This window comes from Methylophilus sp. E2MeOHC9 (assembly GCF_058744375.1).
In genome coordinates, this window is record NZ_CP196024.1 from 1,407,737 (window position 1) to 1,422,496 (window position 14,760).

The following is a 14,760-nucleotide window of genomic DNA, read 5'->3' on the forward strand; positions in this document are numbered from 1 at the left end:
GCGTGCGCTTTGCATCGTTAGGTAGTGGCAGCGCAGGCAATGCGACTGTGGTGGAAGCCGGGGAAACCCGGCTTTTGCTTGACTGCGGCTTTAGTGTCAAAGAAACGGTGCAGCGCTTGAACCGGCTGGGCCTGCAGCCGGAACAACTGTCCGGCGTTTTAATCACGCATGAGCATGATGACCATGCACGCGGAGCCTTTAAGCTGGCAGCGCGCTACCAGGTGCCGGTATGGTTAACGCATGGAACCTATACCATGTGCCAGCGTTATCTGCCTGCACAAGCGGTGACCGTGCATATTATTGATGCCCATACGCCGTTTGCCTTGCAGGATATTGAAGTCATCCCTTATCCGGTGCCACATGATGCACGAGAGCCTGCCCAATTTGTGTTTGGTGATGGTGTACGCAAATTTGGCGTGTTGACTGATGTCGGCAGCGTGACGCCGCATATTGTGACCATGCTGCAGGGATGCGACGGCTTGTTGCTTGAATGTAATCATGACCTCGACATGCTGCGAACTGGGCCTTATGCGCATTCGCTCAAAAAGCGTGTCGGCGGCTGGTTGGGGCATCTGGATAACCAGAGCAGTGCGAAATTGTTAGCGCAATTAGATAACAGCAAACTGAAACATATCGTCGCAGCACATTTGAGTGAGAAAAATAATACGCCTGCGTTGGCACAGCAGGCGTTGAGTGAGGTGTTGCAGTGTGCAGCCGATTGGGTGCAGATCGCCAGTCAGCAGCAGGGGCTGGACTGGCGGGCTTTATAGTTAAGCCATTCTTTCTACTCACCTTGAGCGATCATAATTTACTGGCCAAGATGATGTTTAAGATATACCCCATCGCTGGATCAGTTGGGCATATTACTCTTTTACATACACAGCTAAATAAGTAGTGGTCCCTTGTCCCATGCCCAGGCATCCCGGTTGAGACACGTGAAATACAGAGTGAAATTTATAACCTTCTTCTGCCTTTTCATCGAGTCGCTTTTCAAGTGCTGCAATACCCTTATTTGAGAATTGTGCCCCAATTGATTCAATTTTATATTGCATAAACTAATCTCCTTGTTTTAAGTGTAAAAAATCAATGCCGCCTGCACCTGGCTTGCATCTGCCCAAGCGTTTGTATGTATAAATAATTCCATTTAATAGTCCGTGTTGCCTAAATGCAAGTTCACTGTAATGAGAGCAACTGGGGTCAAACACACACCTGCATCGCAATGACTTCGGTGCAACTTTACGATAAGTCCTTAATAGCTTGATTGCTAACTTAATTCCAATTGGTCTTGTTGGTAAAGGAAGCGCAGCTATTTGAGCATCTATTTGAGTGATGCCTGCTAGCTTTCTCTCGACAGAGGGTCTTAAATGCTCATCAACGTTATACTCAAAAGTATCCATTTTTAACTCACATTAAATTCATCGTTAAATCTAAATGCAAACATGATTATTTAGCACCTCCTATTTTAAGATAATGAATATTCATTGATATCATTGCCCGCTAACAGATAATACAAAGCGCCATTGGTTGCCAGATTGCCTGTACATTGCGGAAGCTGCACTTACTACACCTATTTGACTCAGCATCTTGGTCGCTTCTTCAATCACTGTTCGCTTTCCTATGTTGCTTATTGTTAATAGCAATTTCCCATTTTTTTTCAGGTAGGGTTGTGCGGTCTTAATGAAATTAAGCATCACAACTCCCTCATGGTCGATGGCTATTTCGTTATATTCTTTTTTCTCAAGAGGCAAGGGCTCGCAATGAAGGAGAGGTGCGTTGAATATGATGTAATCAAACTTTTCGTCCGGAACGTTATCGAATAAGTTGGATTCAATCACTTCTACTTGATTGTGCAACTCCAGATTTCTAATGTTGGATTGGGCGCATTGGTAAGCGCCTTTGCCGATGTCGGTAGCGATGATTCGTGATACACCTAATTTAGCTGCGACGCATGATATTGCGCCTGTTCCACACCCAATTTCTAGCAAACTTGTGTGCGGCTGAAGCATGCTAAAAAGAGCGTCTCCAATAAAGTGAGTAGATGAACCCTCTATCGGATGATAAACACCATCAATAGATTTAATATCTAAGCCATAGAAATTAGAGGTCTCCTCCTTTTTTTGTTTTTGAATGAACTCAAGATGAGACATCATCACGCTGTCCATATTTGCTAACCAGAACTGATCTTCTAACCACCACCAATTTTTACTCAAACGATCTTCTTCTTTCTTATTGTTTTAAAAGTGTTATTTAATTTCATGGATGTCATTTAAAGCGTTTCTTGAAAAATGAGGCACCACGAAAGCCCATTTTTTAGTAAAGCTAAAGGCCTATTTCTAAAAAAGATTTAATGATGCTTGGGTCACCCGGATTGCTCATGAAATTCAGTTGTAGTAAATCGATTTTCGCTCGCTGAAAATTAGACTGACTTGCAAGTTCAAGCCATTTTTTTGCGGCAATAACATCTTTTTCTATAAATGTTCCCAGATATAGCATCTCACCAAGTTCGGTTTGTGCTATGGGGAAGCCTGATTCCGCAGCCTTTGTTAGCATGCGAATGCTTTTTTTATTACTGCTATTCGTTCTAACAACCTTGCCTGTATCGACATCCACTATTTTTTTCAAACCATCGCGGTAAGCAATGCCTAACGTCGTTTGTGCAACCAGATTCCCATTGTTTGCACGGCTTAAAAGTAAAGGAATCTCATCTTCAGATAAATGCTTAACACGTTGCTGTATTTCAGCATCAAGCTGCGACAATTCTGATTCACTAAGTTGCGCATACCAGCTGGAATTGACTTGTTTATTTTGAAGTTTCACGCCTCGAGAAGCCTGAATATGTTGATTTTGAGTCTGAAGTTTGGCAGTTTTGGGCGATACCATTTGAACACCATCTGGAGGCACAAAATAAAAGTCATCCACAAGCGATGACTCATACCATGGCTGTTGGTCATCAAAGGTCTTTTTGCGCACTGCATCAGCAACCTTTTTCAGAACAGTTTCAATTGCCACTCCAGGTTTTTTTATTTCATCAGAAAGCATGGCTGTATAAAGACTATGCTTATTACCCAAGCCATCTTCTGCAAGCTGCCCTGGCGCAGTAGAGTAAGCAATAATAGAACCTTTTGGCGTATTTACTTTTGCAAGCCCAATATTTTCTAAACTTCGGAATTTTGAAGGGTTGCTGGGTTGAAACGGATTGTTTCGACATGCGTCCAAAATGACTATGTTCACAACTGAGTTCGCATGATGAAGACTATCCAGCATCGATTTAAGCGGATAGGCATTGACCTCGACGCCACGTTCGCTGGTAAGGCGCATGTCAATTGGAATCAAATAATTTGCGCCACTAATCTGCACTCCATGACCAGCGTAGTAAACCAAAGCAACCGAACCTTTCGGTAATCCATTGTAAAAATCTCTCACTTTGGTAAAAAAAGCCTTGCGATCTAAATCTGTGACTAGCGTTACATTAAAGCCAACCTCCTTCAAGGTATCAGCTATGAGTTGCGCATCTTGCCTGGGGTTAACGAGTGGCTTATTTATATAATTACTATTGCCAATCACTAGCGCTTGCATGGTCACTGGAGCTAATTCAACAGCATAAGCATCCAACATAAACAATGACAATCCTGTCGCTATCGATAGACCTATGGAGGTGTAAACGCGCCTTAATGCTTTTACATAAGCTTGATGCAGACTCATTGGGGTGTACCCGGCAAAATTGACAAAGCTTCATCTACCAAGCCCGAATTGAGCAGATCTGCTTTAATAGTATTTAGCTTTTCTGGCGCTTCTAATTGAAGCCATAACTCTCCAGTCTCAGAGGGCCCTGCGACAACGCGACAGCCATTTTTTCTTAGCAGATCTACCAGCTGTGCATAATCTGTTTGGGGATTAACGGTTACTTTTAAATGTGCTTCAACCTGGGCCGGACTGCTAAATCCTCTGTAAGCTGAACTACTTGAAAGGATGCCAAGCTGTAAAATTGCTGCTGATTGCGCGATAAATAAACTTAAAACCACGGCGAAGGCGGGTGTTAGTCCCAGATGAATACATATGTTTTTAAAACGCTCTGTTAACGTCAACTTTTTATGCAATGCTTGATACTGTTTTAATAGTTTTTGCCATGCAACATCAGAGGCAAGTTGCGTAGTGTCCCGTTCTAATGCTGATCTTATTCTGTTAGATAAGTCTATGTGTGCTTTAAGCGCTGGAAACTTCATTAAGTAGTTCTGCATAAACTGCTTATCTTCAGGGCTTAGCGTCCCATTCACGTAAAATGGAATCAACTCTTCAAATGCTCTACGGTCTGGGTCCATTTCAATCATGATTATTTCCATTACCTAAGGCTTTTTTTACGCATTCTGTGATTTTCAATCTGGCATGCATTAATCTTGTTTTCACGGTTCCTATAGGACAGTCCTGCATCAGAGCAATCGCCTCTAACTTTTCGTCATTGAAAAACACCAGACTAATCGCTTCTCGCTGCTTAGGTGGAAGCTGCTTCACACATTCCCTTAGAACCTCATCTATCTCCTGATGCTCCAGTATTTCAAGGATGGATTTACTGTCATCTGGAATGGTATTGATAATTGCTTCATCAATCTCCTGAGTGGGTGGCTGACGATTTTGTTTTCGCCCCCAATCTTTAGCTTTGTTGCTGGCAATTGCACACAGCCAAGTAGAAAACTTGCATGATCCATCATAGCCATGCGGTTTTTTACAAAGCACCATAAACGTATCATTCATAATCTCTTCTACAGAAGAGTCATCATTCACTTGATAGCGAATAAATTTTGATAGATTTGGCTGATAGTAAAAATACATCTTCTTAAATGCTTTATCGTTGCCATTAGCAATAAGGTTCAATAGTCGATATATTTCTTCGCGGGGGAGATCATTCATAAGGCTATTTTGAGCAGATTGTTGATATCAAACGAATAGTTGCTACAAATGTGGCAACTATCTGTTGCGAGTTATATTGGCTGATTCCACAGTAAAGCGTCTAAGGTAATAAGATATATCTACTTAACGATTGGTCCTAAGCTAGAAGTAAAAGCCGTTTCTTCGTGCTCCGTTACTACACGCTCGTGTATAGAAAATAAGATTGATTCGGCTAACTCTGCATTAATGTTATTTTCTGTAGCTTTTACCCTCCAACTTTGCAAAATGTGACTGTGTCTTGATTCGTCAGTCGCTGCAAGGTTATTAAGTTTTTTTATTTCACCAATTCTTCTCGTCATTACAAATCGCATACCTAAAACTTTGAGTAATTCACTATCCAGAATGTCTATTTCTGCTCTTAATTTATCAAGCTCATTCATCTTGTTTTAATCCTTTTTTTATTGATATTAATCTATAAGCAAATAAATCCAACTAAAGTGAACCATATTTCGATTTTTAACGATTAATGGGTAAGCGTTAGCATGGAGGAGATTCCAGTCAACATGCCAACTTCTTTACTTGCCATAATGACCGCTACAAAGACAAGCTAGTAGTGATTCAATTAATAATTAATCAACATTAGTTTAGAGATAATATAAGATAATATAAAAAACATTAAGAATGTAAGGGAAGAACATGATACATAAAATGCGGTCAATTGCTGTCGCTTTAATTTCCACACTGACATTACAAGGGTGCGCTCATATAGAAACGGCTAAGCAAAAAGCAAAAGAAACCTTTGCCAGCGATGATCCATGCTCGAATAATGCACGCAATATGGGGATTCTTTTGGGATCTGTGGCTGGCGCCATTATCGGCAACAAGGTGGGTGGCGATAAGACTGCAGGAACATTAATCGGGTTGGGTTTAGGTGGCGCTTTGGGCGCATATATTGGCGTTGAAATTGATAAGCGAGAGTGCGAGCTCTCTAAGATAGGAAAAAAATACGATCTGGACATGCAGGTGACACCTCTTGCCATCAGCGCAACACCCACAGACAAAGAGAGTAGCAATGCAAACGCTAACGTTCAAAATGTAGGTCTTTCAGTATCCATCACCGATATTGATGGCAAACCACAATTCAATAGCGGTTCTGGCGAGCTGTTAACGGATGCAAAAATTCATTTTAGTGAAATTGCTAAGCAATATTCACCTATTGAGCAAGCCAAACTTTTGTCAGCCGACAAAACTGAACAAGAGAAAAAAACGGTTGTTAATGAGCTAAGTAAAAAGCGCATTTTGTTGATCGGCCATACAGATGACACTGGAGATACTAAGCTGAATGCCGAGTTGTCCGAGAAGCGGGCCAAAGCTGTCGCCAGGGTGTTCAAAGACAGTGGAGTAAGCGAAAATCAGCTCTTCTATCAAGGCTCAGGTGAGACTATGCCAATCGCGGACAATAATACTCCTGAGGGCCGAGCTAAAAATCGTAGAGTAGAGATCGTTGACTTATCTTCTGAAGAGGCATTTAAATTATATTTGCAAAACAAACGTGCAAATACTGAATATTACCGTCCTGTTGATAACACCAGTAACGTTGAGCAGGCGGCCGCTACAGGCTCAATTGAGATTAAGCCTAACCAAAAACAGGTGAATAGCGCGAAAAAAACAAAAAATAAAAAAACACCATCAACACAAGCGGACAAAAGCGAAAATATTGAGACCATAGCGCAGCCTGAGGTTTCAGTTGCTGAAAGCAAGACTATTCAAAGCAGTAAAAAAACAAATGTAGCGAAATCGAATACGAATAGCAAAACTCAAGAAGACTCAAATAAGCAAGTCAATCTAGCCACGGCATCAACCATCGATTTTGGTGGGCTCCCAATGTCTAAACAAAACAATATCGTTAACATTGGTAATGTAGAGCAGAAAAAATCAAGTTTTTCTTTGATTAGTCAGGCGCAAGCGACTGATTTAAAAGCAATCAGTACTTGTAATCTGGATCGACCAAGAGTTAGCGGTACGGTGAAATCGTTAAAAGACGGGAAAAGCTATTCCACATCAGATTATTTGCCAGGCGTTTACGACAGCTCATGGGCTGGGGATGTCAATGGTCATCTGGTTGCTTTGACACATGTTGCAGTATTAAGAGATGGTGGCGTTCCTGCAGGCCAGCCAAATCTTCTTATTTACCAAGATTACAATCCAAAAAGCAAAAAAACACCTATTTATAACAGTCCAGCCAATGTGAATACCTATCAGGGAGATAAGGCACTTTTATATAGGGTTTTCGTTACGGGCCCTGTTCAATGTATAGACATCGTGATACCAAATGCTAACCCTAGGGAAGCACCAAACTCATCAGTTGTATACAAAAAGAATAACGAATTCTATTCTTCAGAATTCAATCCAAAATTAGCAAAGAAATAACAGTAAAGGGGAATTAAATGTGGGAATCTATCAATAACTTTATGCTTCAAAATGCACTATTTTTTAAGATATTAGTGCCTATTATTATCAGTATTTGCCTATACCAGATTCAAAGTGTGAGATTTTGGGTGACTGATTTTTTAGTGAGTGTTAAATGGGTAGGCAAGATTGCCAGATGGTCTAAAGACGAAGCACAGGGTGCACCAGGCTGGACAGCTGCTGAAGAAAGTTTATGTGCGACGTATAAACCTTTCGTGTCGTTTCTGACACAAAAGCAATTCAATAATAACATTGAGTACATCAAGGCGGCTGGAGATTTAGGCAATAAACCAACGCCTGCTTGGGTTTGGTTTTTGCTGTTTCCTTTAGTGGTTGCTGAAGGCCTGGGGTTTTCTTTTTTATTGGCAAGTTGGATGGCAAGGGAAGGTAGTGCGAACACGCTTAATCTACTCATGTTTGCAATCGTATTCGTGATAGCGATTGTTTTAGTAGCAATTATGCATCAAGCGGGGCATCAGTTGCATCGTACGTTACTACTGCGCGCGCAATATAAAGAATATAAAGGAAACAGTAGTGCTTACTCAGACAGCTCTGTGGCACTTAATGACAATCAGGACGACGATAAAGATAAGCCTAACCACACTCGTTGTGTGAACCGTGTAGCAAAAAATCCGCGTGATAAAGGTAGCTTTTTTGTGGTGTACCTCGCAATAGTTTCTATCGCTATTATTGCGGTCACTTCAACTGTTATGAGGTATGAAAATTTGCAAGCAGATCATGCCCGTAGTGCATCCGTACAAGAGTCAAGCTCAGGCAATCCTTTTGATAATACAGAGTTGCCAAGTGAAGTGATGGAGCCTCAACAAGCAGCAGATGCGAAGGCGCGATCTGATATCAATTCAAATGAAAATACTGAGGGTATGTTTGCATTTATTATGCTTGGTTTCATTTTTGTGATCACTCAGTTTGTCGGTATTGGTGCAGGATACAAGTACGGTTTTGTGGGAAAAGAGTCTGCAGAAGCTTATAAATCGACATTCGGATTTTCTACTTATGATGCGTATCGTAAATCGATGACGCCACTTGTTGATCTCATCAATAGACGATTAAAAGATTTGCAACAAAAGCTTAAAGATTTGCATGCGAATACTAATCCACTGAACAAAAAGTTTTTAGATTACATCGCAGAGCAAATCAAAGTGGACGAGCTTGCAGAAGAGACTATTAATCAAACTTCAACTAGTTCTGTTAAGTCAGCTGTAGCGTCTTATCCATTACCCTCCGAAGTCGACGTTGCGAAAGCTGAGATTCTCAAGCGTGATGAAGCTGCGCAAAAAGAATATTATTTAACGCTAAGTCCTCAAACTCAAGACGCCCTCAAGCCTTGGTTAAAACAGCGAAAAGAAGAAAAGTTAGCCAAAATACAGCAGGAAGAATTACTGAAACAACAGCAAGCCAAAGCTGACGTTGAAGATTTATTTTAAGTAAGATGCACAGATTCAGGACTGGATAATAATTATGAAAAAAAATAAATTAATCATTGCTTTGGGATTGTTGCTTAATGCAACTAGCTTATTAGCCGGCATAAGTAACGACATTCCCAGTTGCTACGAGGCTAATAAAATAACCAATACAATGACACCTGAAAAAGAAGTGTTTGTATTAATCGATCAGACAACGAAATTTGATGCCAATCTTCAAAAATCAATCAAAGAAAATACAGGAAGTCAGTTAAAACCAGGTACATCATACGTAGTCAGTCAGTTTTCATCATTTTCACAAGGGCATTACATGGATGTTTTGTCTGCCGGCACTTTTGAGCAGCAGATTCCAGATGATCTGAGGAATGATATTAGCGTCAGGTTATTGAAAAAATTTGATTCCTGTATGCAAGGCCAAAAAAAATATGGTTTAAAAGTTGCCGCGACAGCACTGAATAAAGCTTTGGCTGGCAGCAGTTCTGACCTGGCGAAATCTGATGTACTGGCTGGGCTTAAAGATTTATCCAATCGCGTCAAGAAATCACAAGCTAAGATGAAAATCGTTATTTTAGCTTCTGACATGCTTGAGAACTCTTCGATTAGTAGCTTTTATGCAAAACAAGCTGTGCGGCTGATTGATCCAAAAAAAGAACTCAAACTAGCGACAGATAATAATATGGTTGGTGATTTTGGCGGTGCTAAAGTTTATATAATCGGCGCTGGCTTGCTTGCAGAGGATGTGAATAATGCGAAGGGTGTTTACCGCTCACCGCAGATTATGCAGGCGCTTACTACGTTTTGGAAAGAGTGGTTTAAGCAATCAAATGCGGAGGTGGTCGAGTTTGGTCAGCCTGCGTTACTTAATCCTATAAATTGATTCCATATAAAATAATTTATTTGACCTGATTCAGACGAATAAAGAAGTAGATAGACAAGGCACTTTTGAGTGCCTTGTTGTTTTTTATGTGAGTCATGTTTACCAGTTTTTATAATAATTGTTTTGATACACCAGACATTATTTTAAGCACTTACCCTCAGCCCTGATTCAGCGCAACTCATTAACACTCATGAGGCTGCCACGTTTGCTAGGAAAGACCGTGCTCTCTCCGTTAAGTAGATGAGGTTCAGCGAAATATACATTGTTCGTTTTTTTAATAATCTGAACTCGCGATTGATTGTCGCCACATTCACGAAAATATACCAACTGGATATCTAAATGATGCGTGACAAAGCCAGATAAAAAGCAGTAAAAATTTTAGACAAGAAAAAGCGGTTCATATTTCTATGAACCGCTTTTTAATTGGCAGTGGAGCTAACCCATACTAAGTGGATTTCTAATCCAGCACATGAATCTGTTCAGATAACCGTATCATGCGTTCTACCGGTGTCACCCAGACAATACCGTCGCCGATATTGCCAGTGTGCCCGACCTCGACAATGGTTTGTAAAATGCCTTCTACCAGCTCATCCGGCACCACCATATACAAATACACTTTAGGGCTGTAATCGGTCAGTTCTTCGCGTACGCCTATGCTCGGTTTTTGCAAATGGTGTCCGCAGCCTTCGACCTTGTTCACCGACATGCCAGGGAAACCTTTGATGTTACGCAGTGCCGAGCGGATCTTTGGTAATCTGGCTGGTTGTATAACTGCTTTAATTTCTTTCATAGAATTGTCCTTTTGAGCGCTAGCTCACTGGGCGGCATTATGCCTCGATTTTGCTTTCTTCAAACTTACGATACAGCGTAGGTACCACAATCAGTGTTAGCAGGGTAGAGGTGATCAACCCCCCGATCACGACAATGGCGAGCGGGCGCTGCACTTCAGCCCCGGGGCCAGTTGCAAACAGGAAAGGCACCAGGCCCAGCATGGCAACAGTGGCGGTCATCATCACTGGCCTGAAACGCTGGGCACATCCCTGTAAAATCGCATCCAGCTGGCTTTTGCCTTCGTCTCTCAGGGTGCGGATATACGATACCAACACCACCGCATTCAGCACGGCAATACCCCATAGCGCGATAAAGCCAACTGAAGCAGGCACTGACAGGTATTCGCCTGTGATAAATAAGGCAATCACACCACCAATCGAGGCAAACGGCAATACCAGGATGATCATGGTGGCAAAACGTATGGATTGGAACAGTAAAAACAGCAGGAAGAAAATCGCTGCAATCGTCGCCGGAATAATAATCATCAGGTGACCCATGGCACGTTCCATGTTCTGGAACTGGCCGCCATATTCCAGGTAATAGCCATCCGGTAACTGCAACTTCTGGTCCAGCACTTGCTGCATTTCGGCCACAAAACCACCGAGGTCGCGGTCTTTGACGTTCACGCCGATCACGATCCTGCGTTTGGCCAGTTCACGGCTGATCTGTGCCGGGCCATCCTTGATTTCGATATCTGCCAGGTCATCCAGTGCCACGCGTGAGCCATTGGGTGAAGTCAGCATGATATTGCGGATGGCTTCCTCATCATTACGGAAAGATTCCGGGTAGCGCACTGCGGCAGAGAATCGACGTTGCCCTTCGAAAATCTCGGTGGCAATTTTGCCGCCAACCGCGGTTTCGATCACATCATGCACATCTGCGGCATTAATGCCGTGGCGGGCAATCGCTTGCCTATCAATGGTGATATTCAGGTATTGCTGCCCGGAGACTTTTTCTACCTTGATTTCAGTGGCGCCTGGCACCGTACCCGCAATCCTGGCGATCTCGTCTGCTTTCTGTTTCAGCATATCCAGGTCTTCGCCAAAGATCTTCACCGCCACATCCGCCCGTACGCCGGTCAGCAGTTCATCGACACGGTCAGAAATCGGTTGCGCCATGATGATTTGCACGCCAGGAATGTATTTTTCCAGCACTTCGCGCATTTTTTCGGCAATGTCATCCTGGGTCCAGCCTGCTGGCCATTCTTCACGTGGTTTCAGGCTGATAATAGGCGTAGATTCGTTTTGTGCTTGCGCATCTGCCGGGCTTTCGCCGCGGCCCAGGCCGGAAATCGCAGATTTAACGCCTGGCACCTGCTCCATAATCAGTTTCATGCCCTTGTTTTCCATCTTGATGGATTCTTCAAGCGAGATATTAGGCACGCGGTTGATACCAGGAACAATAGACCCTTCTTTCATTTCCGGGATAAACGATGTCCCCAGAAATGGAAACAATGCAATCGTGCCCACAAACAACAAACCGGAGGCGATGATGGTTTTTTTCTCATTATTGAGGACCCAGTTCAGGGCTTTCAGGTAGGGGCGTTTAATTGCCTGGATAAACTTGGTATCTTCACCGCTACCGCCTTTCAGCAGGTAAGAGCACAAAGCCGGCGTCATGGTCAGAGATAACACTAACGACACAAACAGGGCAATTGCAATGGTGTAAGCCAGCGGGGCAAACATCTTGCCTTCCATGCCTTCCAGCGTCATCAACGGCAAAAACACCAGGATGATAATACCCACCCCGAAGAGCACCGGGGTAGCGACTTCAGTCGCCGCCTCTAACACTACCCGGATCTTGCTTTCATCTTTGCGATGACCCAGATGGTGAAAGGCGTTTTCTACAACAACCACTGAGCCATCTACCATCAGGCCAATCGCAATCGCCAGGCCACCCAGTGACATCAGGTTGGCAGAAATGCCGTAATGGTTCATGACCATGAAGGTAATCAAAGGCGTCAGGACCAAAGTACCCACGACGATCACGCTGGAGCGTATATCACCGAGGAACAGGAACAGCACGACGACCACCAAGATAATGCCTTCAATCAGCACTTTGGTGACGGTGTGCAACGCGGCATCGACCAGCTCGCTACGGTCATAGTAAGGCACGATTTGCAGCCCATGCGGCAGCATGCCTTTGCTATTGATTTCTTCGACACGGGCTTTGATACGGCTGACAACTTCTTTCGCATTACCGCCGCGCATCATGATGACGATACCACCGACAGATTCCGTATCGCCATTTTTGAGCACAACACCAACCCGGACTTCATGACCTATGGTCACTTCGGCGACATCACGGATATAGACCGGGATGCCGTTTTCTTCCTTGAGCACCATGTTACGGATATCGTCCAGGTTTTGCACCAGGCCAACGCCGCGAATCAGGTACTGTTCGGCATGGTGTTGCAGAATGCCGCCGCCGCTGTTGGCATTGTTACGCGCCAGCGCCTCATACACATCTTTAAGCTTGATCGAGAAATGTGTCATGCGGTCTGGGTTGACCAAGACCTGGTATTGCTTGACGTAGCCACCTTGCGAGTTGATTTCAGCCACACCGGGAATGCCGCGCAGCAAAGGGCGTACTACCCAATCCTGGATGGCGCGACGTTCGGTCAGGTCTGCCTGCGTCAATGGTTTCTTGCCATCATCGGGTTTATCCAGCGTGAATTGATAGACTTCGCCTAGGCCCGTAGATACCGGCCCCAAGATCGGCATCACGCCATCTGGCATGCGCTCCATCACTTCCATTAGCCGTTCCATCACCAGCTGCCGTGCAAAATACACATCGGTGCTGTCGGTAAATACCAGCGTAATCAGCGATAAGGCATTTTTATTCATCGAGCGCATTTCCACCAGGCCAGGCAGGCCGGTCATGGCGATTTCCAGCGGTACGGTGATAAAGCGTTCTACTTCTTCCGGTGATTTTCCGGTGGCTTGGGTGGCAATCAGTACTTGAACGTTGGTGACGTCAGGGAATGCATCCACTGACAGGTTTTTGACGGCGAACAAGCCGGCAAACACCAGTGCAACGGCAAGTACCAATACAATCAGGCGCTGCTTGAGCGCCCCTCGAATCATTGATTCAATCATGCTTTTACTCCATTTCCTTGCGCTTGCGTTCGTTGTTTACATGAAAAGCGCCGTCCAGCACGATTTGATCACCAGGTTGTAACCCTTGTAATACCTCTTTCTGGCCGTCATAAGTTCGGCCCAGCGTCACAGGTAATAATTTGTATTGCTTGGATTTAAGCGTTTGCGCGAACACATGATCGGCATTGTTTTCACGCACCACCGCCGTGGAAGGGATCGCAATGACTTTCTCCGGCTTGGCTTCCAGCAGAATAGTGATCAGCATGTCAGGCTTTAACAGCATGTTATTATTGCTGATATTAGCCCGTGCCATCACAGTCCGCGTCGCAGGGTTGACGATATCTCCGACAAACGCCAGTGTGCCAGTCAGTTCTGCATCATCCAGCGCCGGGACTTCGATATTCAGCGATTGCCCTTCTTTGATATGCGCAATTTGTTGTTCAGGGATTTCTGCCACGGCCCATACATGCGACAGGTCAGCAATCACAAACAGCTCTTCTGCCGGGGCGACCACTTGCCCCAGCCTGGCTTTACGCGCAATCACAGTACCGGTGATTTTTGAATTGACCTGGCTGGTGGACATGCCACTGTTTTGCAAACCCAATTTCGAGATGTTACCAGGCGCCATACCCAGTACCAGTAACTGGTCACGGGCAGCATTCACCTCGGCATTGGCGGCATTCAGTTCGCCTTCGCGACGTTGCAGTTCAGCCTGGCTGATGACATCGGCTTCAAGCAACTGCTTGGCACGATCAACAGCTTTGGTCTGCAACTGCACTTGCTGGCTGGCTTTAATATAATTCAGCTGGAATTGCGCGAGTTCGGTACTTTTGATCGTAGCCAGGCGCTGTCCTGCCTTAACCTCATCACCCAGGTTGACATCCAGTGTACTGATGCGGCCGGTAATAGAAGCGCCTGCCCTGGATTCATATTGCTCATCGACCTGGATACGACCGGGGATGCGCAGGGTATCAATAAACTGTATCTCAGTGACGGCGCCGGTTTTGATATTGGCTTCCAGTTCCGGGGTGAGTGTCACCAGGTTTGGGTCTACCACTGCTTTGGTTTCTGGGGCGGGTGCCGGTTTTTCGGAGCACGCGGTGGACATCACTGCCAGTGCGGCAGTAAGCAAAGTTGAAAATAAAATACGAGACATGAC

14 protein-coding genes are annotated in these 14,760 nt (G+C 44.2%); 4 read left to right on the forward strand and 10 right to left on the reverse strand.

The window, feature by feature from the left end; all coding sequences use genetic code 11:
- Nucleotides 1–2 precede the first annotated feature (2 nt).
- Nucleotides 3–770 (forward strand): MBL fold metallo-hydrolase, encoded by a 768-nt coding sequence (locus ACSSVF_RS06790; RefSeq protein ID WP_492406155.1) that lies wholly within the window; start codon nt 3–5, stop codon nt 768–770.
- 93 nt (nt 771–863) lie between these two features.
- Here the strand turns inward: ACSSVF_RS06790 and ACSSVF_RS06795 are convergent, their stop codons facing one another.
- From ACSSVF_RS06795 to ACSSVF_RS06825, 7 genes are all read right to left on the reverse strand, one after another.
- Nucleotides 864–1,052, reverse strand: a complete 189-nt coding sequence (locus tag ACSSVF_RS06795; RefSeq protein WP_442584604.1) for a hypothetical protein — start codon at nt 1,050–1,052, stop codon at nt 864–866.
- 3 nt (nt 1,053–1,055) lie between these two features.
- On the reverse strand, nt 1,056–1,397 hold the full coding sequence (yidD, locus tag ACSSVF_RS06800; protein WP_492406156.1) for a membrane protein insertion efficiency factor YidD: 342 nt from the start codon (nt 1,395–1,397) through the stop codon (nt 1,056–1,058).
- Between the two features lie 90 nt (nt 1,398–1,487).
- A complete protein-coding gene (locus ACSSVF_RS06805; RefSeq protein ID WP_492406157.1) occupies nt 1,488–2,210 on the reverse strand; it encodes a methyltransferase in 723 nt (240 codons plus the stop codon).
- A 109-nt stretch (nt 2,211–2,319) separates the two neighbouring features.
- Nucleotides 2,320–3,702, reverse strand: coding sequence for a caspase family protein (locus tag ACSSVF_RS06810; RefSeq protein WP_492406158.1), 1,383 nt, complete (start codon nt 3,700–3,702; stop codon nt 2,320–2,322).
- Nucleotides 3,699–4,328: a hypothetical protein gene (locus ACSSVF_RS06815; RefSeq protein ID WP_492406159.1), complete on the reverse strand. Its 630-nt coding sequence runs from the start codon at nt 4,326–4,328 to the stop codon at nt 3,699–3,701. The genes ACSSVF_RS06810 and ACSSVF_RS06815 overlap by 4 nt, the downstream gene beginning before the upstream one ends.
- Nucleotides 4,321–4,905 (reverse strand): RNA polymerase sigma factor, encoded by a 585-nt coding sequence (locus ACSSVF_RS06820; RefSeq protein ID WP_492406160.1) that lies wholly within the window; start codon nt 4,903–4,905, stop codon nt 4,321–4,323. Before ACSSVF_RS06820 ends, ACSSVF_RS06815 begins: the two co-directional genes overlap by 8 nt.
- Before the next feature lie 119 nt (nt 4,906–5,024).
- Nucleotides 5,025–5,324, reverse strand: coding sequence for a chorismate mutase (locus ACSSVF_RS06825; RefSeq protein WP_492406161.1), 300 nt, complete (start codon nt 5,322–5,324; stop codon nt 5,025–5,027).
- 256 nt (nt 5,325–5,580) lie between these two features.
- Between ACSSVF_RS06825 and ACSSVF_RS06830 the strand changes: the two genes are divergently transcribed.
- The 3 genes from ACSSVF_RS06830 to ACSSVF_RS06840 are packed head-to-tail and all read left to right on the forward strand — an operon-like array spanning nt 5,581 to nt 9,672.
- The gene (locus ACSSVF_RS06830) at nt 5,581–7,314 is read left to right on the forward strand and encodes an OmpA family protein (RefSeq protein ID WP_492406162.1); all 1,734 of its coding nucleotides are present in this window, start codon (nt 5,581–5,583) and stop codon (nt 7,312–7,314) included.
- Between the two features lie 17 nt (nt 7,315–7,331).
- Entirely contained in the window at nt 7,332–8,798 is a 1,467-nt protein-coding gene (locus ACSSVF_RS06835; protein WP_492406163.1) for a hypothetical protein, read from the forward strand.
- A 34-nt stretch (nt 8,799–8,832) separates the two neighbouring features.
- On the forward strand, nt 8,833–9,672 hold the full coding sequence (locus ACSSVF_RS06840) for a hypothetical protein (RefSeq protein WP_492406164.1): 840 nt from the start codon (nt 8,833–8,835) through the stop codon (nt 9,670–9,672).
- 457 nt (nt 9,673–10,129) lie between these two features.
- On the opposite strand, the gene ACSSVF_RS06845 is transcribed toward ACSSVF_RS06840, so the two are convergent.
- Genes ACSSVF_RS06845 through ACSSVF_RS06855 form a run of 3 tightly spaced genes read right to left on the reverse strand, consistent with a single transcriptional unit; the run spans nt 10,130 to nt 14,757 of the window.
- Nucleotides 10,130–10,462: a P-II family nitrogen regulator gene (locus tag ACSSVF_RS06845; RefSeq protein WP_442584595.1), complete on the reverse strand. Its 333-nt coding sequence runs from the start codon at nt 10,460–10,462 to the stop codon at nt 10,130–10,132.
- Nucleotides 10,463–10,499: 37 nt separating this feature from the next.
- Nucleotides 10,500–13,601 (reverse strand): efflux RND transporter permease subunit, encoded by a 3,102-nt coding sequence (locus tag ACSSVF_RS06850; RefSeq protein ID WP_492406165.1) that lies wholly within the window; start codon nt 13,599–13,601, stop codon nt 10,500–10,502.
- Between the two features lie 4 nt (nt 13,602–13,605).
- Nucleotides 13,606–14,757 carry an efflux RND transporter periplasmic adaptor subunit gene (locus ACSSVF_RS06855; RefSeq protein ID WP_492406166.1) on the reverse strand — a complete coding sequence of 384 codons (1,152 nt, stop codon included), beginning with the start codon at nt 14,755–14,757 and terminating at the stop codon, nt 13,606–13,608.
- Nucleotides 14,758–14,760 lie beyond the last annotated feature (3 nt).